At 40.5% G+C, this 19,733-nt stretch carries 17 protein-coding genes; all 17 read right to left on the bottom strand.

Features of this window, described 5'->3' with window-relative positions:
• Nucleotides 1-2: 2 nt before the first annotated feature.
• The 17 genes from NCI00_RS02170 to NCI00_RS02250 all read right to left on the bottom strand — a co-directional run bounded on the left by NCI00_RS02170 (nucleotide 3) and on the right by NCI00_RS02250 (nucleotide 19,723).
• On the bottom strand, nucleotides 3-854 hold the full coding sequence (locus tag NCI00_RS02170; protein ID WP_253524531.1) for a glycosyltransferase family 2 protein: 852 nt from the start codon (nucleotides 852-854) through the stop codon (nucleotides 3-5).
• Nucleotides 851-1,807 carry a nucleotide-diphospho-sugar transferase gene (locus tag NCI00_RS02175; RefSeq protein WP_253524533.1) on the bottom strand — a complete coding sequence of 319 codons (957 nt, stop codon included), beginning with the start codon at nucleotides 1,805-1,807 and terminating at the stop codon, nucleotides 851-853. Before NCI00_RS02175 ends, NCI00_RS02170 begins: the two co-directional genes overlap by 4 nt.
• On the bottom strand, nucleotides 1,792-2,628 hold the full coding sequence (locus NCI00_RS02180; RefSeq protein WP_253524535.1) for an alpha-1,2-fucosyltransferase: 837 nt from the start codon (nucleotides 2,626-2,628) through the stop codon (nucleotides 1,792-1,794). The genes NCI00_RS02175 and NCI00_RS02180 overlap by 16 nt, the downstream gene beginning before the upstream one ends.
• Nucleotides 2,628-3,305 (bottom strand): hypothetical protein, encoded by a 678-nt coding sequence (locus NCI00_RS02185; protein ID WP_253524537.1) that lies wholly within the window; start codon nucleotides 3,303-3,305, stop codon nucleotides 2,628-2,630. Before NCI00_RS02185 ends, NCI00_RS02180 begins: the two co-directional genes overlap by 1 nt.
• A gap of 1 nt (nucleotide 3,306) precedes the next feature.
• Nucleotides 3,307-4,047: a class I SAM-dependent methyltransferase gene (locus NCI00_RS02190; protein WP_253524539.1), complete on the bottom strand. Its 741-nt coding sequence runs from the start codon at nucleotides 4,045-4,047 to the stop codon at nucleotides 3,307-3,309.
• Nucleotides 4,034-5,314 carry an ABC transporter ATP-binding protein gene (locus NCI00_RS02195; RefSeq protein WP_253524542.1) on the bottom strand — a complete coding sequence of 427 codons (1,281 nt, stop codon included), beginning with the start codon at nucleotides 5,312-5,314 and terminating at the stop codon, nucleotides 4,034-4,036. The genes NCI00_RS02190 and NCI00_RS02195 overlap by 14 nt, the downstream gene beginning before the upstream one ends.
• A gap of 100 nt (nucleotides 5,315-5,414) precedes the next feature.
• Nucleotides 5,415-6,899, bottom strand: a complete 1,485-nt coding sequence (locus tag NCI00_RS02200) for a glycosyltransferase family protein (protein ID WP_253524545.1) — start codon at nucleotides 6,897-6,899, stop codon at nucleotides 5,415-5,417.
• A gap of 53 nt (nucleotides 6,900-6,952) precedes the next feature.
• The gene (locus tag NCI00_RS02205; RefSeq protein ID WP_253524547.1) at nucleotides 6,953-7,807 is read right to left on the bottom strand and encodes an ABC transporter permease; all 855 of its coding nucleotides are present in this window, start codon (nucleotides 7,805-7,807) and stop codon (nucleotides 6,953-6,955) included.
• Nucleotides 7,808-7,846: 39 nt separating this feature from the next.
• The gene (locus NCI00_RS02210; protein ID WP_253524550.1) at nucleotides 7,847-8,800 is read right to left on the bottom strand and encodes a Gfo/Idh/MocA family oxidoreductase; all 954 of its coding nucleotides are present in this window, start codon (nucleotides 8,798-8,800) and stop codon (nucleotides 7,847-7,849) included.
• 17 nt (nucleotides 8,801-8,817) lie between these two features.
• Complete coding sequence (locus tag NCI00_RS02215; protein ID WP_253524553.1) at nucleotides 8,818-9,393, bottom strand: acyltransferase; 576 nt, start codon at nucleotides 9,391-9,393, stop codon at nucleotides 8,818-8,820.
• A 10-nt stretch (nucleotides 9,394-9,403) separates the two neighbouring features.
• Entirely contained in the window at nucleotides 9,404-10,564 is a 1,161-nt protein-coding gene (locus NCI00_RS02220; RefSeq protein ID WP_253524556.1) for a DegT/DnrJ/EryC1/StrS family aminotransferase, read from the bottom strand.
• A gap of 14 nt (nucleotides 10,565-10,578) precedes the next feature.
• Nucleotides 10,579-11,685 carry a sugar transferase gene (locus tag NCI00_RS02225; protein WP_253524559.1) on the bottom strand — a complete coding sequence of 369 codons (1,107 nt, stop codon included), beginning with the start codon at nucleotides 11,683-11,685 and terminating at the stop codon, nucleotides 10,579-10,581.
• Between the two features lie 148 nt (nucleotides 11,686-11,833).
• A complete protein-coding gene (locus NCI00_RS02230; RefSeq protein WP_253524563.1) occupies nucleotides 11,834-14,200 on the bottom strand; it encodes a GumC family protein in 2,367 nt (788 codons plus the stop codon).
• 78 nt (nucleotides 14,201-14,278) lie between these two features.
• Entirely contained in the window at nucleotides 14,279-15,124 is an 846-nt protein-coding gene (locus tag NCI00_RS02235) for a polysaccharide biosynthesis/export family protein (protein ID WP_253524566.1), read from the bottom strand.
• 241 nt (nucleotides 15,125-15,365) lie between these two features.
• Nucleotides 15,366-15,863: a UpxY family transcription antiterminator gene (locus NCI00_RS02240; RefSeq protein WP_253524569.1), complete on the bottom strand. Its 498-nt coding sequence runs from the start codon at nucleotides 15,861-15,863 to the stop codon at nucleotides 15,366-15,368.
• Nucleotides 15,864-17,402: 1,539 nt separating this feature from the next.
• Nucleotides 17,403-18,386: a DUF1028 domain-containing protein gene (locus tag NCI00_RS02245; protein WP_253524572.1), complete on the bottom strand. Its 984-nt coding sequence runs from the start codon at nucleotides 18,384-18,386 to the stop codon at nucleotides 17,403-17,405.
• 11 nt (nucleotides 18,387-18,397) lie between these two features.
• The gene (locus tag NCI00_RS02250) at nucleotides 18,398-19,723 is read right to left on the bottom strand and encodes a M20/M25/M40 family metallo-hydrolase (protein ID WP_253524575.1); all 1,326 of its coding nucleotides are present in this window, start codon (nucleotides 19,721-19,723) and stop codon (nucleotides 18,398-18,400) included.
• Nucleotides 19,724-19,733: the final 10 nt, after the last annotated feature.

A 19,733-nucleotide genomic window follows, 5' to 3' on the forward strand; every position in this document is an offset into this window, starting at 1 on the left:
AATTAGCTGTTAAAGGCCATTTTACGCTTCAAAAAGCGGGCTAATCTCAAGAATAGCACCCCCGCCTGAATCAATCCTATCTTTTGAAAATAAGTAAAAACAAGATATTCCCGGCTTGCCGCCCACCGATTTGACTGTTCTTCCAAGTGCGCCAAGCGGTCATAATCAGCCAAAAACAAAGGATACTTTTGTTGAAGCACGCTCAGTTGCTCCCTTTTAGGAAGTGAATCAGTGGCAGGATTACAGCTTATTCCATCCATGTTAAAATAAGACACCACCCCACTGTAATGTTTATAACTACAACCTTTTTCTAGCAAAGCCTCCACAAAGAAGAGCCAATCAGACGCAATACGCAGACGCTCGTTATAATAGCCTATACTTTCAAACAAAGCTCGTCGAATAAACGTAGACTGATGGGGCAAGCTACCTTGAAAAAGTGTTTTGGCACTCAATACATCGGGAGACACAACGTGCCACTGTATCGTATTTCGTTGATTATCATAATAATATACATCACCCGCGACAATATCTGCCGTAGGGGTTTCGGAAAAAACATCAGCTAACACGGTATGATTAACCAACCAATCACCTGAGTTTAAAAATAAACAATAGTTCCCCGTGGCAACCTTGATGCCTTTATTCATGGCGTGGTAAATCCCGCGATCAGGTTCTGAAATCCAATAAGTGAGGTGCTTTGAGTACTCCTCAATCACGCTACCGCTGCTATCCGTAGACCCACCATCAATGATAATAAACTCAAATGACTGAAAGGTTTGACTGACCACACTTTCAATGGTTTTTTGTAACCCTGCACTATTATTCAAGTTAATTGTAATGACCGAAAGCTGCGTCATTGGGGCGTATACTTGATGAGGCGTTTGATTAGTCGCTTAATTTTTTTGAAATTACTGACCACTTCTGCTCTGCCAAAAAGCATGTCTTGAATGAACACATCTGCTTCATAATTTCTTTCAATACACTCGGGGTGCGTCAAGGGGAAGTCTAACTCATAAGTGGGCATATTTGCAAAATAGCTATCAGGATTATTAAAGTGAGTCCCATCAGGCCCATGACCAATATTTGAGATTAAATTAGCTTTAGGAATCACCGCTAATTGCCGTCTCATCATACTTTGAAAATGGAATTGAAAATCCCATGTATCAATGGGTCTCTCTTTAAAAAAATAGTCGTACTGATTTTTCCACCAAAGTTGGTATTCCTTTTCTTCAAACAAATACTGAAGAAAAGCTTTCTTATCCAATTTCTCCCACTTATTGATATATAATTCGTAGTCTTTCCAACTTCTTGCCCACGTAGCCCATCCCCAACTTGATGGAAAAAGAGAGAAATAATAATCATTCTCTATACCCATAGGCTGTTGTAATTGAAAGTTATTCCCTGAAATCGCAGATATAGCATTATTTTCACGATACTTTTCAAGTAATTCAGCACAAAAGGAGAAAAATGAATCATTAGGCAAGCAATCATCCTCCAATATAATTCCTTCTGGTACATGTTCAAAAAACCATGTAATGGCTTCTGATACATTTCGGCCACAGCCTACATTTGAATCTCTGAAGTAAGTTTTTACTTCGCAATCCCAGTCAATTCCTCGAAGTACTACCTCTCTGGTTATTCTGCATTTTTCAGCTTCTCCTTCCCTCTCAATTCTTGGACCATCGGCGGCAATAAAAAGACAAGCAGGTCTTTGATTTTTGATGACCTCAAAAACTTCTTTTGTGGTTTCTGGCCGATTGAAAATCAAAAAAAGTAATGGTGTTTTACTCACGCCTATATTTTTATCCAATTTTGAGGGACAATATCTTTAGCATCCCATGTCTTAAACCATCTTTTAGGGGCAATAACAATTTTTTGTTCGTATTTATTTAACCACGCCCCCCACCAACTAAATGTACTATTAGCAATAATATTGTGTTTGCAGGTGCTCATTAGAAACATATCCTGCCAGCTGTCAGTATCTTTATTCCAGTCAATTAAATAATAATTAATAAAAACAAAATTATTTTTAACCCATTCTAAATCATCGCTAAATACAAAATATACAGGGTTTTCAAGTTTTTTTTCTACTATTTTAATCGCATTAATATAGTATTCCAAGGTGCAAGCTCCGTTCAATTCTTCATTAAAACTGTAATCACCTTTTCTTATATGTACACTTACTGATTGACAGTTTGTAATAGTATCAAATATTATTTTAGTTTTAGTATTTAAGTAGTCAAATTGAAATTGAAAAATATTTCTAATATCAGATGTGTATTCCTTAAAATAAAGTTCTGACTGCCAAAAGCCTTTATATACAATAAAAGGAAAACAATGGCTATAGACAGCTTGAAAAATACCACTTTTGTTTTCTTTTACAGTCCTAAAAATATATTTTGTAAGGTAAGTTGTATGGACTTTTTTAATTCTCCTTTGATATTTTTTTTTTATAGGTGGTATTTTTTTAAAAATAGAGGACAACTCATAACCATTGTGATGTGTATAACTTGCCTCTACGTCAATTTCTGTTAACCAAAATGAAGCTTTTTTAGATAAGGCATAGTAAAATGCATAAATAAACATCTGATTACCAAGACCTCCATTTAACTCTACAATACTTACTATCATCAAAACTCTAATCGTAAAATTCTCTTTATAACATATTTAATTTTTTTTTTCTTTTGATCAATAGCATATTTTCGACTTGCTTCTTCTTGGTCTTTAGTAGTTTTCTCTTGCATAAATTCTAAGAATACTTTTTTTGCAAAAAATGGAACTGCAATAATTACGTCCTCATAAATAACAATCTCATGGTGTTTTTTATTTAGTTTTTCAATAATTTGTTGAATATTAGGATAATATTCTAACAGATTGGGCAAAGGTGGGGGGGAAAGAAACAAACGAGCATCATCAATCAATAAAAAATGTTCAAATTCAGACGAATTTATTATATCTAATTCTTCAAGAAGCGGACATTGGTCTTTTTCACCATATGATCCAAAGCTACACCAATGAGCATCAAGCCAAAATAATGCTGGCGCTTCAAGAGCTGCAACAATATCTTTTAGTTCTTTTCTAGAATCACCAAATATAAAATCTACATTTTGCAATTCTTTATATTTCTCCTTAGTAATATTAAAAATATCATTTGAATATTCTATAGTTTTAACTCTATCGAAAATTTTCGAAGCCCAAATTGTAGTCCCTCCATAAAATGTACCTGTTTCTATAAACAAATTTACATTAAAAGAAGACTTCAGAAATTCAATAACATCCTCAGGTGGTCCCATTCTAACAATTCCCATACTAATACCTTTTTTTTAAATGATAACAGCCAACTCCAAATTGTTGAGCATTAATTGTATTTTGGAAATTCGTGCCATAAATATATTTTTTATCAACAACTTCAAAGTTTGGAAAAAGAAATGATAGCAAATATTCTTCATTAAAAGCTCGGTGAGCATTAAAATATACTTTATTTATTTCTTCCACTGGGACAGAAAAATAGAAATTTGCCCCTTTTTTAAGAACTCTATTTATTTCTTTAACGGCTCTTTCCGTACCTAATGGATCTATTTTATCTCCATATCTACCTAAGCCAATATGCTCAATTACACATATTGAGGATAAGGACTCAACAGATTCTTCTTTGAAAGGCAAATCCAAAATATCTCCTTTCATAAATTTTATAGTGTCCATTTCTAATGATAAGGGCCTTATATCAACCATTGTTAAGCTAGTAATTTTTGACAAAAAAGATACTAGTTTATGGCTTGATCCAATATCAATATGTTCATTTGGATTATTTAGAAGTATTCTTTCAAAAGCCCAAGCATCTTGATAAAAATACATAGGCTCTATATATGTTTCACTTGTTGCATCATATAAACATGGATATAGGTATTCTTTCTTAGCCTTAGCTTCTACAGTTGCTAGAGTATTATAGAGTTCGAAATCACTTTCAAAACGCCTCCTAAGCTTAAAACCTTCTAATATTGGCATAATTTTATTAAAAAAATTACGTTTTAACGTTCTATATATTTTCATTTAATTTCCATTTTGCTTCAATTAACACTAAACTATGGGATGACGGAGGAGTTTCTCCATTATTATAAAAATTACTACTTATTATAGAAAATTTTTTTGCAAAAGAAAGACTATCTAAAAATTCACTATTACTCAGTAAGCTGAAACCAATATAATAACTACCAGGCACTATATTTAAAGATGCTATTTCAAAACTGAAATAGCCCTCATTTGAACTGTTTTTAAAAATAACACCATTAAGCCTGCTGTGATGTGAATATATAAATTGCTCAAATTGATTTATTATGGACAAAGTTGGAATCACAGATATATTATCTTTCACAAATTTTCTATAGAAGATTTTTACAATCATCTTAGAGCCTGCTAAAATCTCATCTTTTTCCTGATTATCCTCTCCATAGATAACAATATTAGTAACTCTTATTTTACCGTTACCTAATCTATCTACAGTATTCATTAAATCATTTTCAGCATCTGCTTTTGCCATTAAGTAATTGTAAATAACTGATTCAATATCTCCTTGAAAAGTTATCGTTCCATTATTAATTACCAGTCCTTTCGTGCACAAATTCTTCACCGCTCCCATATTATGACTCACAAACAGCACCGTCCGGCCGTGATTGCGGCTAACGTCTTGCATTTTGCCAATGGCTTTCTTTTGGAATTCGGCATCGCCCACGGCCAATACTTCGTCTACCACCAGAATCTCAGGCTCTAAGTGTGCGGCTACCGCAAAGCCCAAACGTACGGTCATCCCGCTTGAGTAGCGCTTTACGGGCGTATCAATGTAGCGCTCACAGCCCGAGAAGTCAATTATTTCGTCAAGTTTGGTCCGTATTTCGTGTCTTGTCATTCCCAAAATAGCCCCATTAAGGTAGATATTTTCGCGCCCAGTCAGTTCAGGGTGAAAGCCCGTGCCAACTTCCAACAAACTGCCAATGCGTCCGTCGTACAGAATACGGCCCGTGGTGGGTCCAGTTACCTTTGAGAGTATTTTCAAGAGTGTTGATTTCCCTGCACCGTTTTTGCCAATAATGCCCAAAATCTCTCCAGGCATCACTTCAAAGTTAATATCTTTCAACGCCCATACGTAGTCACTGCTGCCTTTTGAAGTTCGGTCATTGCTTTCTCCAACGGTCAAAAAAGGGTCTTCTTTTCCTCTTACTTTGTGCCACCAGCGTTTCAGGTCGTTGCTGAGCGTGCCCGTCCCGATGGTGCCAAGGCGGTATTGTTTGGAGAGATTTTCTACTTTAATAATGGGTTTCATTTTCCAGCAATTCAGCCAATAGTTGTACTTAGCACTAAAATATTTTCAAAGATTCACATTACTCATTTGAGCATACTTCTAATTTTATTTGGCACCAGAGTTAATACCTTTCGAAGAAATTTTTGGTACCATGAACTAATTTATATCGGCATTCTGGACATCTACTTCGTATTGCCTCTGAGGGCATGATGATTAAATCAAATTCAAGGAGTTTATTAATCGTAACGTCCGTAAACTTTTTCACTTCCCTACCGATAGAATGTACCGTCCCTTTTTGAAAAGTAAATTTATTAGGATATACTTTCTTCTTCTGAGCACTTAATTTTCCGTATTCATATAAATATTTAATAAAAGGACCTTCTCCATACTCAACAAAAATTTTATCATATTTACTAGTATTCAATACAGTAAAATTATCATATATATATTTGTTATAAAACACATTATAGGTAAGTCGATTTCTTATAAATAAATTATCAGAAGTTGAATAAAAAGAAAAAAAAACCATCACATAAGATAGGTTATAGGCAATATCTGTCGATTTTTCAAATACTTTAAGTATAACTTCTCCACAGAATGAAACAAAACAAATCGTAAATAACATTATAAGAGAAATACACCTAAAATTTGACAGTGACCAAGGGTGTTTACCCAAAAAAGAAAGTATTATAAATAAAATATTACTAAGAACTGTTACAAATACAAGAGATTGGTATTTTTCTATTAGTGGGTATTTATGCTTTTGATAAAATAATCTTATCAAAAGTGCAATACACAAAAGCGCTAAAATATTTTGAGGCTCAACCAAAATGCTTATATCCTTACTGAGATAAGGCAGATAATACAGCTCAAGAAGATCATTGTTTTGAAATACTAGTGCAAAAAAATAGACATAAGCTAACGTTACAAGAAGGGGGAGAGAATACAATAGTATTGACAACACCTTTTGAGCTAATGTTAACTCAGACTTTGTTATGAGATATAATACATAGATTGAAACGATATATAAAATCAAAATCTCTGAATATCTGGATGTCATAAAAAAAGAAAACACACAACTCCACAGCAATAATTTTCGATAAGTTATTCTAGTATTTAAGTTTTCTAAAGCAATAATCCCTATAACCGTACCCAAACATTCCATACTATATGCCCTTATTTCAAAGGCCATATAAAGTAGTTTAGGGGATAATATGGGGATAAAACCCATCAAGATTGCCACATTGATATTTCTAGTCCAGACAAATGATAAATAAATAAATGAGATGACTACACCAATAAAAAAAAAAAAGGGAAGCATTCTCAGCCAAACATGGTGATTAGAGATAAATGTCCAATAGTGCAATAAAATTCCGAAGCCTCCAGGATCTAGGTTATAATACTTGTTATTTTCAATTACTTCCAATACGCCTTTTTCAGGTGTCATTGGTTCTGAATCATGGTTGAGACCTTTTGCAATCCAAAACTGACCTGCTTCGTCATACCATAGATACGGCGTAAATAAGTTTCTTGAAATCGCCAGAAAGAAAATAACATAGGCTCCTATAAAAAAGAGTATATATGATTTATTATTCGACAATTTCATGGCAACAAAAACTATTATTTTATTTTCTCCCTAAAATAAAATTTGTACGAGCGCTAAACCGTATCCATAAAGTTTTTCTCGGTATAATTAAATACCACCAGTCCCAACAGAAATACCACAATAGTGAATCCAGCCGAGTAACCCAAAAGCTCCCAAGAAAACGTTCCCGTTGAAAAAAAACTGTACTTGAAGGTTTCAATGATGCCCGTCATGGGATTGGCCAACATCAGAGGGCGGTACTTGTCGGGTACGGCCGAAAGCGGCAATATCACGGGCGTGGCATACATCAACAATTGCACCCCAAAATCCACTAGGTACTGCAAATCTCGGTATTTGGTGGTCATGGCCGACACCAACATTCCCAACCCCAGCCCCATCAGCCCCATCAATAAAATAAGCACGGGCAAGAGCAGCAATGATGTATTGAGTGACAAAGTCGCACCTGTTACTACAAAATAGAGATACAACAACAAAAACAACAACAATCCAATCCCGAACTGAATCAGGTTGCTGATGATGATGGACAAAGGCGTGACCGCCCGCGGAAAATACACCTTACCAAACAGAGATGCATTGGCCGTGAAGGTGTTAGAAGTCGTACGCAGGCAGTTGGCAAAGTAATTCCAGCAGGTAATGCCCGCTAGATAAAACAGAATAGGCGGAATGCCGTCGGTGGAGAGACTGGCCATGCCTGCAAAAACAAGGGCTAAAATGGCAGTTTGAAATATGGGCTGAATAAAAAACCATACGGGCCCTAAAACGGTCTGTTTGTATTTGGCCACGAAATCTCGCTTTACAAACAGCAACAATAAATCACGGTACTGCCATATTTCCTTCAAACGAAGGTCAAACAATGCATCTTTCGGAACGATGGCGTTCGCATATTTTTTTGTGTCGGCAACCTGCATTTTTCTTATTTAATTGCTACGTTTCAATCACCTCCTCTATCAAACCTTCTCTAAGGTCCGTTTAGCAAACGGGTGATAATCACCCGTTAAGCCAGCAATGGGGGCGGTTCGGATATTATGTGCAATTTCAATAGAGGGATAAGCTTCCGACAAACCAAACCCGTTTCCGTCCAGAATATGTTGATAACTTTGGGTATGGAGGTCGGTAAAACCGTCGCTGAATTCAATTTCTTCGCCTTCCATTTGCAGTGAGCGGTAGGTTCTTTTGTTGCGCAATTTTGCTTCTTCGGGCAAGGTGTTGAAGTCGGTGCTTAAAAACCAGCGTACGCGCGCGCGCTTCAAGTCTAAATAGCCCGCCGCCGAATTTGCTTCGTGCAAATGCACGATATTCCGCTTTACCGCGCCAAAAATCCACGTAAGCGCGTCAAAAAAATGAATGCCGATATTGGTGGCTATTCCGCCCGATTTACTGACATCACCCTTCCAACTGATATTGTACCACTTGCCTCTTGACGTGATGTAAGACAAGTCTATATCATAAATTTTATCGGCTGGCCCTTCTTCTACCTTTTTTTTGAGGGCCATAAGGCTCGGGTGTAGTCTGAGTTGCAGGATGTTATAAACCCTTTTCCCCGTTTCGCTCTCAATTTCGCTCAACGCGTCAATGTTCCAAGGATTGAGCACGAGCGGCTTTTCGCAAATCACGTGGGCATGACTCCGCAACCCAAAACGGATGTGGGCATCGTGGAGGTAATTGGGACTACAAATACTCACGTAATCGACGGGATTTCCCTCCCGGCGCAGCTTATCAACGTGCCGGTCAAAGCGTTCAAATTCAGTAAAAAAATTAGCTTCGGGAAAATAACTGTCCATTACGCCTACCGAATCTGACTTATCAAATGCCGTCAGCAGCACATTTTCAGTATCTCTGATGGCTTTCATGTGACGGGGTGCTATGAAGCCTGCTGCACCAATAATTGCAAATGTTTTCATGAAGTAGGGTATTGAAATTAACGAATAGCGGATACAATATTTTGGTGGAGGTTGTACACCGTCCCGCTCTCTGGACAAGTCGCAAGGCCATGATTATCAAAACTCAAACGGTGACCATATTCACTTATCCAGCCCACTTGCCGGGCGGGATTTCCGAGCACGAGCGCGTACGGAGGAACATTTTTGGTCACTACGGCACCGGCTCCGATAAATGCATATTCTCCGATGTCGTGTCCGCATACAATGGTGGCATTGGCTCCGATACTGGCCCCCTTTCCTACGTGCGTTTTTTCGTACTGTCCACGACGGTTAATGGCGCTTCGGGGATTAGACACGTTGGTAAATACCATCGAAGGCCCTAGAAAAACATCATCGTCGCAGGTGACGCCCGTATAAATCGAGACGTTGTTTTGGACTTTCACATTATTTCCCAAGATAACCCCGGGCGAAATCACGACGTTTTGACCAATGTTACAGTTTTGTCCTATTTTACAATCGGGCATAATGTGGCAAAAATGCCATATTTTGGTTCCTTCGCTTATTTCGCAACCTTCGTCTACGACGGCGGTAGGGTGTATAAAAACGGGCTCCATGCGTAAAATCTCAGGAAAAATAAGTGGCAATGGCTTCCGAAATATAGGCAATGTGCGCCTCGGTCATTTCGGTGTGCATCGGCAAAGAAATGACCTGCTTACACAACTCTTGAGTTACGGCCAGGTTGCCCACCACTCTTCCTAAGTGTTGGTATGCTTTCTGTTGATTGAGCGGTACTGGATAATAAATCATGCTCGGAATTTTTCTTTGCCGCAGGTATTCCTGCAACCCCTCCCGGTGTGGCGCGGGCACTTTCAAAGTATATTGGTGAAAGACATGGGTGGAAAAATCGGCTCGAAACGGGATTTTAACCGCCGCTACCTCCGCCAATGCCGCATCGTACAGGCTGGCGGCTTTTTGGCGTGCGAGGGTATATTCATCCAAATACCGCAGTTTTTCGGTCAAAATCGCCGCTTGTAGGGAGTCCAATCTTGAATTGATCCCAATCATTTCATGGATATATTTTTTCTCCTGTCCGTGATTAGCAATCATTCTTGCCTTCCTTGCCAACTCTTGACTTTGCATATATACAGCACCGCCATCGCCGTAACAACCAAGGTTTTTGGAGGGAAAAAATGAGGTTGTGCCCATATCTCCGAGCGTTCCTGCCTTCTTTGTGGTACCATCGGCAAACCGATACGTGGCTCCAATGGCTTGCGCGGCATCTTCGATAACGGCTATTTGATGGGCCGTACATACGTCCAGTATTCCTTCCACGTCGGCGCATTGACCAAATAAATGCACGGGCACCACCAGCTTGGTTTTGGGCGTAATGGCGGCCTCTACCAGCTGTCTATTGAGGTTGAATGTCAAGGGGTCTACGTCTACCATCACGGGGGTAAGCCCTAGCAATCCAATGGCCTCGGCTGTGGCTACGTAAGTAAACGCTGGCACAATCACTTCATCACCTGGTTTGAGTTCGAGGGCCATCATCGCTATTTGGAGGGCATCGGTGCCGTTGCCACACGAAACTACATAATTTGCGCCAAGGTAATCGGCCAATTGAGCCTCAAAATGTGCTACCTGTGGGCCTTTGATAAACGTGGCATTATCCAAACAGTTGTGAATGGCCGCATCAATGGAAGGTTTGATTTTGGCGTACTGCCCCTTCAAATCAACCATCTGAATGATCTCCGCGACTTTTTTATTTGGGGCTTCTACTCCTGTCATCTTTTTCGCATCCGTTATTTACTACGGGCTTTATTAATCACAATGTTTTTCAAAATTTTCCACAGATAGTTTACATCCGTTTTGAAAGGCGCCTTTTCGTAGGCCTCCAAATAAGTTAGTTCAGACTGTACAATTTCTTCAAACGTTTCGGGCAAATCTGCATAATAAGGTGGCAGCAATCCCGGAGTATGTTTTTTACGAAGAGCTTGTAATTTCTCGGGGTATAGCCCAAAGTAATGCTCACTGATGGGCCGGACGCCAATCAATTTAAGATCACCCCGAAGCAGGTTGTACAGCATCGGCAATTCATCAATCCAGTATTTCCGAATGAGCCGGCCTCCCGTACTTACCCGAAAATCATTTTTAAATTTCCCACCAGCATCCAATCCTTGCGTGCTGTGCAAGTATTCCTGCACGTATTCAGCGTAAGGGTGCATGGAGCGAAATTTATAAACGGTCATCTTTTTCCCTCCTTTACCTATTCTATTCATCCTAAACACCACGCCTTCACTCGCCTCTGGATTAGTCAAACTTGGATTACTCTTACGATTAATCTTAGCAATGATTAGCGTCTCCTTACAATCGTCTACTACATCTACGATTTGAAAGCCATTATAGATTAGGCGCCCCATTATTTCTGCCTTTGACATATCAACGGGGATTTGGAGCTTCCGGTAAAACGTATGAAATCCAGCTAGTTTGGGCAAAACCCTCCTAAACAAAAAGTGCACTGGATAATAAAGACGAAGAAAGAAAGGGGAAATGTCCTTCTGAATTTCACATTTAATATTTTCTGCCGTAACAATTTTAAGGGCAAAATATCCATTGATGCCAATCAATCGCCTAATTGTTTCCAACACAATATTTGGATTATATCTTTGGAGCATCAACTCATCCAGATACAAATTGGGGCCCTTAGGCGAAAAATTACGCATCAAAACAACGTCTGCCTCAACTTGACTCCAAGAACTGGGGGAGCCAAACTTCAACAAATAAGCGGGTATGGCCTGATTTACGGCGTTTTTACACACCGAACTAGGCACGGGCATCTCCAAAATATCTTTTGATATTCCCGAGATTGGAACGTTTGTTCCAATGAAGTTAAGTTGCCGATGAGTCATCGGTATCAGCGGTAAAAACCGGTGTTAGGTAAAGTGTTAAAACTGGGTAAAGTGTTGATATACTAAAACTTATTAAGCGCGCTTAGCAACGGAGTCAGGAGTCTACTCTTTCCTCCAAAACAAAAAATAAATATTGGGTAACGGGATATTATTTTTTAGCCATTAATTTGTCAAACCAGCCTTTCGAACTTTTTTCTTCTCCGTAATAGCCGCCATATTGGGTACCGTAGCCGTAGCCATAGCCATAATCTGCCGATTTTTTGATATTGACAGCGTTAAAAATCAGATTGAATGATTTGAAAGTTTTCTTTCGGTCCAGCTCCTTTATGGTTGATAAAAACATTTTAGGGGTCTTGTTGTGACGTATCAGGTAAAACGTTGCTTCAGCATAAGGGGCCAAAAGGGTAGCATCAGTCACCAAACCAATGGGTGGAGTATCCATGATGATGTAATCAAACGAGTATTTAAGTTCATCAATTAAGTCCTTGATACGGCCGTTGGCAATCAACTCAGAGGGATTGGGAGGCATAGGCCCGCTGGGTGCTAGATAAACATTGTTGATAGAAGTACTCACAACGATGTCTTCGGCCTTTGCTTTTCCAATCAAATAGTTAGAAATCCCTTTTTTATTGGCGACGCCTAAATACGAGTGAATGGTGGGCTTGCGCAGGTCTAATCCAAGAATAACCACTCTTTTGTCAAGCAACGCCAACGACGCCGCGATGTTGGTTGCCACAAAGGTTTTACCCTCTCCGCCCGTCGACGAAGTAAAAAGAATCACATTGGCAATGCCTTCGTGTACATCGTTAGAGAGGATGTATTTCATGTTGGAGCGAATCATCCTGATCTGTTCACTGATAAAACTGCGGCTACCTGTATCAATGATTTCGCCTTTATTTTCTCTGGGCTTAATGGCAATTTCACCAAACACTTTCAAGCCCGTTTTTCGTTCTATTTCCTTCTTCGTCTGAACGGTATTCGTCAGTAGCTCTTTGGTCGCTATGATGGTAGCAGGAATAACCAACGCCAACAAAATAGCCATCATGTAAATATTTTTGCTGTTTGGCCGAATCTGCCCCGTGAGGAAGGGCGCTTCAATCACCCGGCTGTCGGTCACGGTCGAGGCATACGACAGCGCCGTTTCTTCTCTTTTTTGTAACAATAATAGGTACAGATTCTCTTTTATTCCCGCCTGCCGTTTGATACCCACATACTCTCTTTCTTTGCGCGGAATGGTAGAAATGGAGCCCGAAAGACGGTTATTAAGCGCCTCCAGACTTCTTCGGCTTACCTGTATGTTTGCCTTTTGGTTGTTGAGGTTTTCACGGATAGCCTGTTTAACATTTTTCATTTGGTTGTTTATCGTTTCCAAATAAGGGTTGCCAGGCTGAACGGTTTGGGCGAGCTTGCTTCTCTCGGCTTCCAACTGCACAAATTGGTCGATGTAAGAATTCAGCACTGGGTCATTTACCATCATGGTGGCGGGGGCGATGTTTCCTACCTGCGTGCTGTTGAGGTATCGTTCTACCTCGTTGAGTACGTTCTCTCGAATATCCAATTCATTGATTTTGGCGTCGTTTTCCTCTACTTTTCCCAAAAAGAGGCTTGCTTCTGAGCTGAGGTCTGTAATACCTTGGCTACGACGGTACTGCTCTACATCTTGTTCTACATCTCCGAGTTCGGAAGTTACCAATTTTAGGCGTTCCTCAATGAAACGTAGGGTGTTGGTTGCCTCCCGGTTTTTGTCTTCTAGGGTCCCAAAAGCGTATTCCTCCAAAAGTTTGTTAAGAATATCTTTTCCTTTGTCGGGTACCGTCGTTTGCAATCCAATGGAAATGATGGTCGAATAATATTCTTTGAGGGGGGCTATCTGAAGGCTCCCAGCCAAGCCGCCAATTAGACCCTCTCTGGATTGAAAAAGCACCTTGATGGGCGTACTGTCTACAATACTAACGCTATCTCTCTTAAATACCCTAAAAGTACCGTGTTTGGTTTTAACCAACTGACTATAATCAAACGTTCCCAAAATATTTTGGTCTGCGGTTACTACCTGATACTTATTATCGTCAAACGGCTTAATGTACAGCGGGTTTCCGTAGGCATAGTCTGTCAAATCCTTCGTGTTTATTTTGATGGGGCTCTTGGTATGTAGCTCCTCATCACGGGCTGAGCCTTCTTTCCAGTACGAAACCGTTAGGTTGAGGGCATCAATTACCTTGCCCACCAACGGTCTTGATTTCAGCACTTCGATTTCGTTATCAATTACCTTGGGGTCATTGACCGAAAACTCGTCTTTAATATCTTTACTGAAGCGTTTTGAGCGGTCGTCTTTAATCAACAACGACGCTTTTACCTCATAGACTGGCGTATATTGTCGGAGGTATTGATAAGCCCATCCCATTCCAATGGCCCCAGTAAGTACAAACCAGTACCAATAGCGTAAGTATTTGAATATGACACCAAGAATGTCCAAGTCTTCATCTTGCTCTTCGTTAATAGTATTGTCATTGTTCATAATAGGCGGCTTTTAAAGAGGAAAAATCGTTTCAGATGTTAGGTGCTTATTGTAAATAAAGGTGAAATCAGTTTGGGCTTAACGGGTAAAAAGGCTGAACAAAATAACGACCGTAGAGACCAAACTCAGGTAAATGGGCGCTCGTTGGAGAAACACGCTTGGCGGTGGTGCCTGGGGCTGCGGAGGCAACGGAATAAACTTGTCTTTGGTGGGTTCAACATAAATCAAATCCCCATTTTGAACATAGAAATAAGGCGACGTAAACACGGTTCGGTTGCGAAGATTCACTTTACCGATTTCGCGTTTTCCGTTTACGTAGCGAATCACCGTCACGCTGTCGCGCTTACCATAAATAGTCAAATCGCCTGCCAAGGCAATAGCCTCCAGAATGGTCGTTCGTTCATCCAACAAATTGTACGTACCTACCGCACCTACCTCTCCTAAAATGGAGAATTTATGGTTCATAAAACGCACATTGACCACTGGATCTTTAATGCTTTTTTCTAGCTCTTGCCGAATTTTGTCCTCTGCTTTTTGCAGCGTCAAACCACCGAGCATTATTTTACCAATCAAAGGAATCACTACTGTCCCTGATGAATCTACGGGATAGCCCAAGGGCTGCGAACCGCCCCCCACGTTTCCTGAGAATACCGATACTGGCAACGTGTTGATATTAGTAAAGTTGAGTATTTCATTCGACTCTTTATTGAGACTACTGACAATAACGGCTAAAATATCATCTTTTTGAATCTTGGCAACCTGCGGCAGGTTCGTCTCCAAATAAGCTGGGAAGGAGGCATTTTCTGTTTGAAAATATTCCAAATTGGGAGGCGTAATTTTCTGAACCGTTGTGCAAGACGACAATTGGAAAATCACGGCGATGCTCAAAAGTAAAAGTAGAGGTTGAGTTTGAATATAACGCATAATAAATGTACTGTTAAGGATGTTTTTACTGCATATCAGGAAGATTATCAAATATATAGTAAAAACAAAATGCTAATTTTAAATTAAAGTTTTTTTTACGGCTTCGCCCTTTCAATCCCATTTTTGGTATAGGATCTAGGTTTTATTGAAATGCAATACACGCACCGTTAGGGATAAAATCGTGTATGTACAATATATGTCATTACTACTCTTATCCCCTTCCATATGAGAGGAAACGTAGCTAGGCAATTGCCTGAATTTTCTTAATTTTATTCTTACTCTTGTCGATGGCGATACAGATACCCAAAGAGTCTATTTTTGCAATGATTTTTCGACCTTGGGTTGAAACTACCTCGGCTTCATGATCAATGAATGCCCCAGAATCTATCCTGATGCGGTCTGCCACGGCTAAGCTCACAACCTCGATACTACCGTGGTCAAAATCATTCAACATATCTTTAATTATGTCAATCTCGGCTTGCTTGACAATGGCGGGTTTTTTCAACCAAAACAAATACCTCACCACTCCCGAAACCCCAAAAACTAAGCTTCTTTCTTCTTCTCTCAGGTTCACAAAACAGTAGGATTTAAACAACGGCTCCTCCACAATCTTTACCCGGTCAGACCATTGCTTTTGTCTCTTCATGAGCGGGCAGTAGACTTCAATACCCTTTTTTTGGAGGGCATTGGCTACCAATTTCTCACTTCTTGACTTAGTATAAAGTACAAACCACGGCATAAGTATACGTTGGTTGGTGATTACTAAAAACAGGATATCTTTTTACTGATTACACCTACAAAAACGAAGGGAGAAGCCGCGGGCAGGATAACCGCAGGAGAGGAAATTCCTCGCGGTTTAGCCCAACTCATTTTTTTTTCTAAAAATGCGGCTAAAATATCCGAAATCATATCGAATACTAACCTAAAAGGTAAAAGTATATTTTTTCTCATTAAGTAGGGTACGGCCATGCCGTCTATAACTAGTATACCAAAATAAACAAATTCACAATGCTGACAATTACCGTATTCCTTGTAGGAAACAATCTGGCAACTCACTCACAATTAGGTGAACTTGCAAAAACAGTATGTCAATTAATCATCACTATTGACAACTGAGAGGTTAAAAATGAGCATTTTAATAAAAACAAACAAAAAAACTTATCCAACGGTATGCAGATTTTATTTTTCAGCTCAGGCGTTGATTGCGATTTGAACAAATATACCAAGCAGATAAGAAACATATTTATATCCCTACCAATCATACCCTCAAATCAAAATAGAATAAATATACAATACAGGTAAATACTCGGCTTTTGAAATTTATCGCACAAATCAGGCGAATAAATTCCACAAATAGCCCTTAAAAAGTGCCATTATGAACACGCTATCATTCTAAAACTGCGTTGTACAACACAAATAAAGCGATATTACTCTTAAAATATATACTAAAAAGAATATACAAATAGACCAAAACCAATACCTATTTTCTTGAATAAAAATAGAAAAAGGCTATGGTTTTAGTAGTTCATACGGCTTTGGCGTATAGTTCATACTTTCTCCGAGATTAATGCGAAGCTACGCTCAAAAAATGGGCGTCTACTTACCATTTTAGCCTCACTTGACATACCTGATTATTTTATTGCTCCAATTATTAGGACTCAAAATATAAAAACCAGTCACTACGTAGAAATACGTGTTTTTCAAAGTATTTTTACTCAATTCTTTATCTTCCAAAAGCATAGGTAAAAGCTGCTAATTGAATGATAAAAAGCATAGTAAAGTAGCTTTAGACCAATGGAATAATCGCTGTAAAGAGCCGATTAAATATTAACTATTGTAAATCAGCCTTAATAGCCGCCAAATCTGCTGTTACGCCTAATAAATTTCCGATTATGTTATGGCACTAGGTGTTTCGACGAATCTGATTGGGATGTTTGTTTAGGACTTGAGAATATTCACTAATTGGAAGTACAACGCCCCACCAGCTTTCCAGAGAGTATATCGTATTCTAATAATTGCAGTCGGAGTGCCTTGTCAATCAAAGCAGTACTAGGCTTAAGAATTGCATCGTATTTGAAGTGATAAAACTCAACCTAAAGCCACCCAGTTATACCCAACTCTACCGCCTACAAGCGAAGTGTATGAAGGACTTTGATTCACATCAATGTCGATGTTCAATGTCTTCATTTAGTGATTGATAGCACAGATTCAAAAGGTTTTGGAGAAGGCGGCGAGGCCGCCCTATTACTCTGTATTTCATGCAGCAAGAAAGGCACTGCTATTTTAACAACAGCGATAACTCTTTTTCTTCGACGGTCAGCAATCCTGCTTTGGGCAACCTTCGGGTCATTTTTCGCCAGTTCGGTTCTTTGGCGTAAATGGCTTGCAACATCAGAGCAGCTTTTTGTACATTGCCGCCGTTGGCCAGCGTGATGGCCGTCCAATACTGCATTTCCAGATTTTTGGGAAACATTTTCATGGCCGCTCCGTATTCCTGCATGGCCAAGGTCATGTTGTTGTTTTCAATGGCCAAATCGCCGTTGTTCATGTGCTCATAAGCCCGATGGGTTTTTAATAATCGTTCCATTTCGGCCAACGGGTCAGCGTGGTCGTCGACGCGCAAATCCACCAGATGGTTGTCATCCCAGGGTTTGCCCGTTGCTTCGCCTTTCACCACCAAAATAGCCGCCGATTGCTTTCCTCGAATATCACCGCCGACTTTTTGAGCCGCCTTCAAGGCTTCCAAGACCCGCTCGGCCAAAGGCAGTCGGGCATTGGCTTCAAACGATTTTGCCATGGCCTCAGGCACCTCATTGGTCAGCATCATGTTGGATTGTACGGCGTAGTTTTTGCCTTTTAAATCGCCCGCAAAATCCACGCAATTTTTGCCCGTAAAATTGGCAACGTTTCCTTTTGCATCCACAATCCCAACTTGCCGCACTTCCTTGCCTGGGTCATCAGACAGAAGAATATCCAACGCCTGTTGGGCCGTTTTGCCTTCTTTAAGCAACGCCAAACCTCTGATTCCGAACGATTTGTTGGTAAATGATTGGGTTGCCACGGCCCCGACTCCCGCTTCGGCCCACGAAACCGAAGTACCCACGCTGAACCAATGACTTTGAACACCGACGGCGATTTCTCCCGTTTTTTCGTCGCGGGCCACTATCGAAAACGTATGCGCCAAGCCATTGTCTTTCCTGAAAAATTGGGCCTTTGTTTGACTGAAAGAGAGTACGATACTGATAAGGATGTAGTTTTTCATACAGTTTTTAATTAAGGATTGACCATTCCTGCTTCAGAAACCAGCGTCAGCAATGCCGCCTGAATGGATTTGTAGGCTTCGTCATCGTACCACCATTCGTTGAGGGCGTGCGCATTGCTTGATTTACCCCCTCGCCCTAGGGTAACGGCAGGGATTCCCTTTGAAATAGGGGTATTTGAATTGGTCGAACCACGACCAATTTTTGGGCTCACTCCGAAAGTAGTGATGGCGGCCATAGCGCGCTGAACGAGGGGTAAATTCTCGGGAAGCTCGCCCGAAGGACGGTCGCCGATTTTTTTGATTTCTACCGTCAATGCGGGGCCCATGCGTTTCATGGTATTGTGTTCTTGAAGGGCCTGCTGTACCGATGCTTTTAAAAGCGAGTCCACTAAATTGAGGTTTTCGGGGATTTCGGAGCGCATATCCACTTCCATCCAAGACTCAAAAGCAATGGAATTGACCGACGTACCGCCGCCGATTCTGCCTACATTGTAGCTGGTACGGGCGCCCGTCCGGGTAAATTTGTCGGCGACTTTTGAAAAATAATGGATGGCTGAACCCAAGGCATGTTGGGGATTGGCCAAACCAAATGCCCCCCACGAGTGGCCACCGGGGCCTTTGAACGTAACCCGATAACGGTAGGAACCCAATCCCATGTTGCTCATCCGCCCAAGCTCTCCGCCGTCCACGGCAATCCACGAATCAATGCGCGGGCTTTGGTCGGTGAATAGGTATTTTACACCTCTCAAATCACCCAATCCTTCTTCGCCCACGGAGCCTATGAACAATACATCTGCTTCGGTCTCTATTTTAGCTTCTTCCAGTGCTCTCAAAACCGACACCACCAAGACCAAACCTTGCGTATTGTCGCCTATGCCAGGGGCAAAGAGGGTATCACCTTTGATTTTTACTTTTACATCGGTTTCAAGCGGGAATACCGTGTCTAAGTGGGCGTCAAGAGCGACGGTACGATTGCGTTTTTTGCCTTTGCGCAGCGCAATTACGTTGCCCACTTTGTCCGTCCAAACCGAGTCTGCGCCCGCTTCTTTGAGCATAGAAGCAAACCGAATAGCGCGTTTGGTTTCCAAAAACGGCGGGGCGGGAATCTCCGTCAACATAATGAGCTCGTCCCGATTGCGTTTGTTTTGTGCCAAAATGGATTGAAAAGCTTTTTGAATTTGCTTGTTTTTGGTCAGTTGCTCTGCTTCTTTTAGATAAGCGGCTTCTACTTTTCCACTCCTGCCCGCGTCTTCCTCTTGGGCATAAACAGCACTAAAAATGAGCGTGAAACAAATAAAAAGCCCAAGGAGACGCAAAGTAGATTTTCGATTTTTCATAGTTGGTTTT

It is taken from the genome of Runella salmonicolor, assembly GCF_024158025.1.
GTDB classification, from domain to species: Bacteria; Bacteroidota; Bacteroidia; order Cytophagales; family Spirosomataceae; genus Runella; species Runella salmonicolor.

Coding starts and splice junctions, on each gene's coding strand:
- NCI00_RS02170 (WP_253524531.1), bottom strand. CDS start 854: ATGACGCAGCTTTCGGTCATTACAATTAACTTGAATAATAGTGCAGGG.
- NCI00_RS02180 (WP_253524535.1), bottom strand. CDS start 2,628: ATGATAGTAAGTATTGTAGAGTTAAATGGAGGTCTTGGTAATCAGATG.
- NCI00_RS02185 (WP_253524537.1), bottom strand. CDS start 3,305: ATGGGAATTGTTAGAATGGGACCACCTGAGGATGTTATTGAATTTCTG.
- NCI00_RS02190 (WP_253524539.1), bottom strand. CDS start 4,047: ATGAAAATATATAGAACGTTAAAACGTAATTTTTTTAATAAAATTATG.
- NCI00_RS02195 (WP_253524542.1), bottom strand. CDS start 5,314: ATGAAACCCATTATTAAAGTAGAAAATCTCTCCAAACAATACCGCCTT.
- NCI00_RS02200 (WP_253524545.1), bottom strand. CDS start 6,899: ATGAAATTGTCGAATAATAAATCATATATACTCTTTTTTATAGGAGCC.
- NCI00_RS02205 (WP_253524547.1), bottom strand. CDS start 7,807: ATGCAGGTTGCCGACACAAAAAAATATGCGAACGCCATCGTTCCGAAA.
- NCI00_RS02210 (WP_253524550.1), bottom strand. CDS start 8,800: ATGAAAACATTTGCAATTATTGGTGCAGCAGGCTTCATAGCACCCCGT.
- NCI00_RS02215 (WP_253524553.1), bottom strand. CDS start 9,393: ATGGAGCCCGTTTTTATACACCCTACCGCCGTCGTAGACGAAGGTTGC.
- NCI00_RS02220 (WP_253524556.1), bottom strand. CDS start 10,564: ATGACAGGAGTAGAAGCCCCAAATAAAAAAGTCGCGGAGATCATTCAG.
- NCI00_RS02225 (WP_253524559.1), bottom strand. CDS start 11,685: ATGACTCATCGGCAACTTAACTTCATTGGAACAAACGTTCCAATCTCG.
- NCI00_RS02230 (WP_253524563.1), bottom strand. CDS start 14,200: ATGAACAATGACAATACTATTAACGAAGAGCAAGATGAAGACTTGGAC.
- NCI00_RS02235 (WP_253524566.1), bottom strand. CDS start 15,124: ATGCGTTATATTCAAACTCAACCTCTACTTTTACTTTTGAGCATCGCC.
- NCI00_RS02240 (WP_253524569.1), bottom strand. CDS start 15,863: ATGCCGTGGTTTGTACTTTATACTAAGTCAAGAAGTGAGAAATTGGTA.
- NCI00_RS02245 (WP_253524572.1), bottom strand. CDS start 18,386: ATGAAAAACTACATCCTTATCAGTATCGTACTCTCTTTCAGTCAAACA.
- NCI00_RS02250 (WP_253524575.1), bottom strand. CDS start 19,723: ATGAAAAATCGAAAATCTACTTTGCGTCTCCTTGGGCTTTTTATTTGT.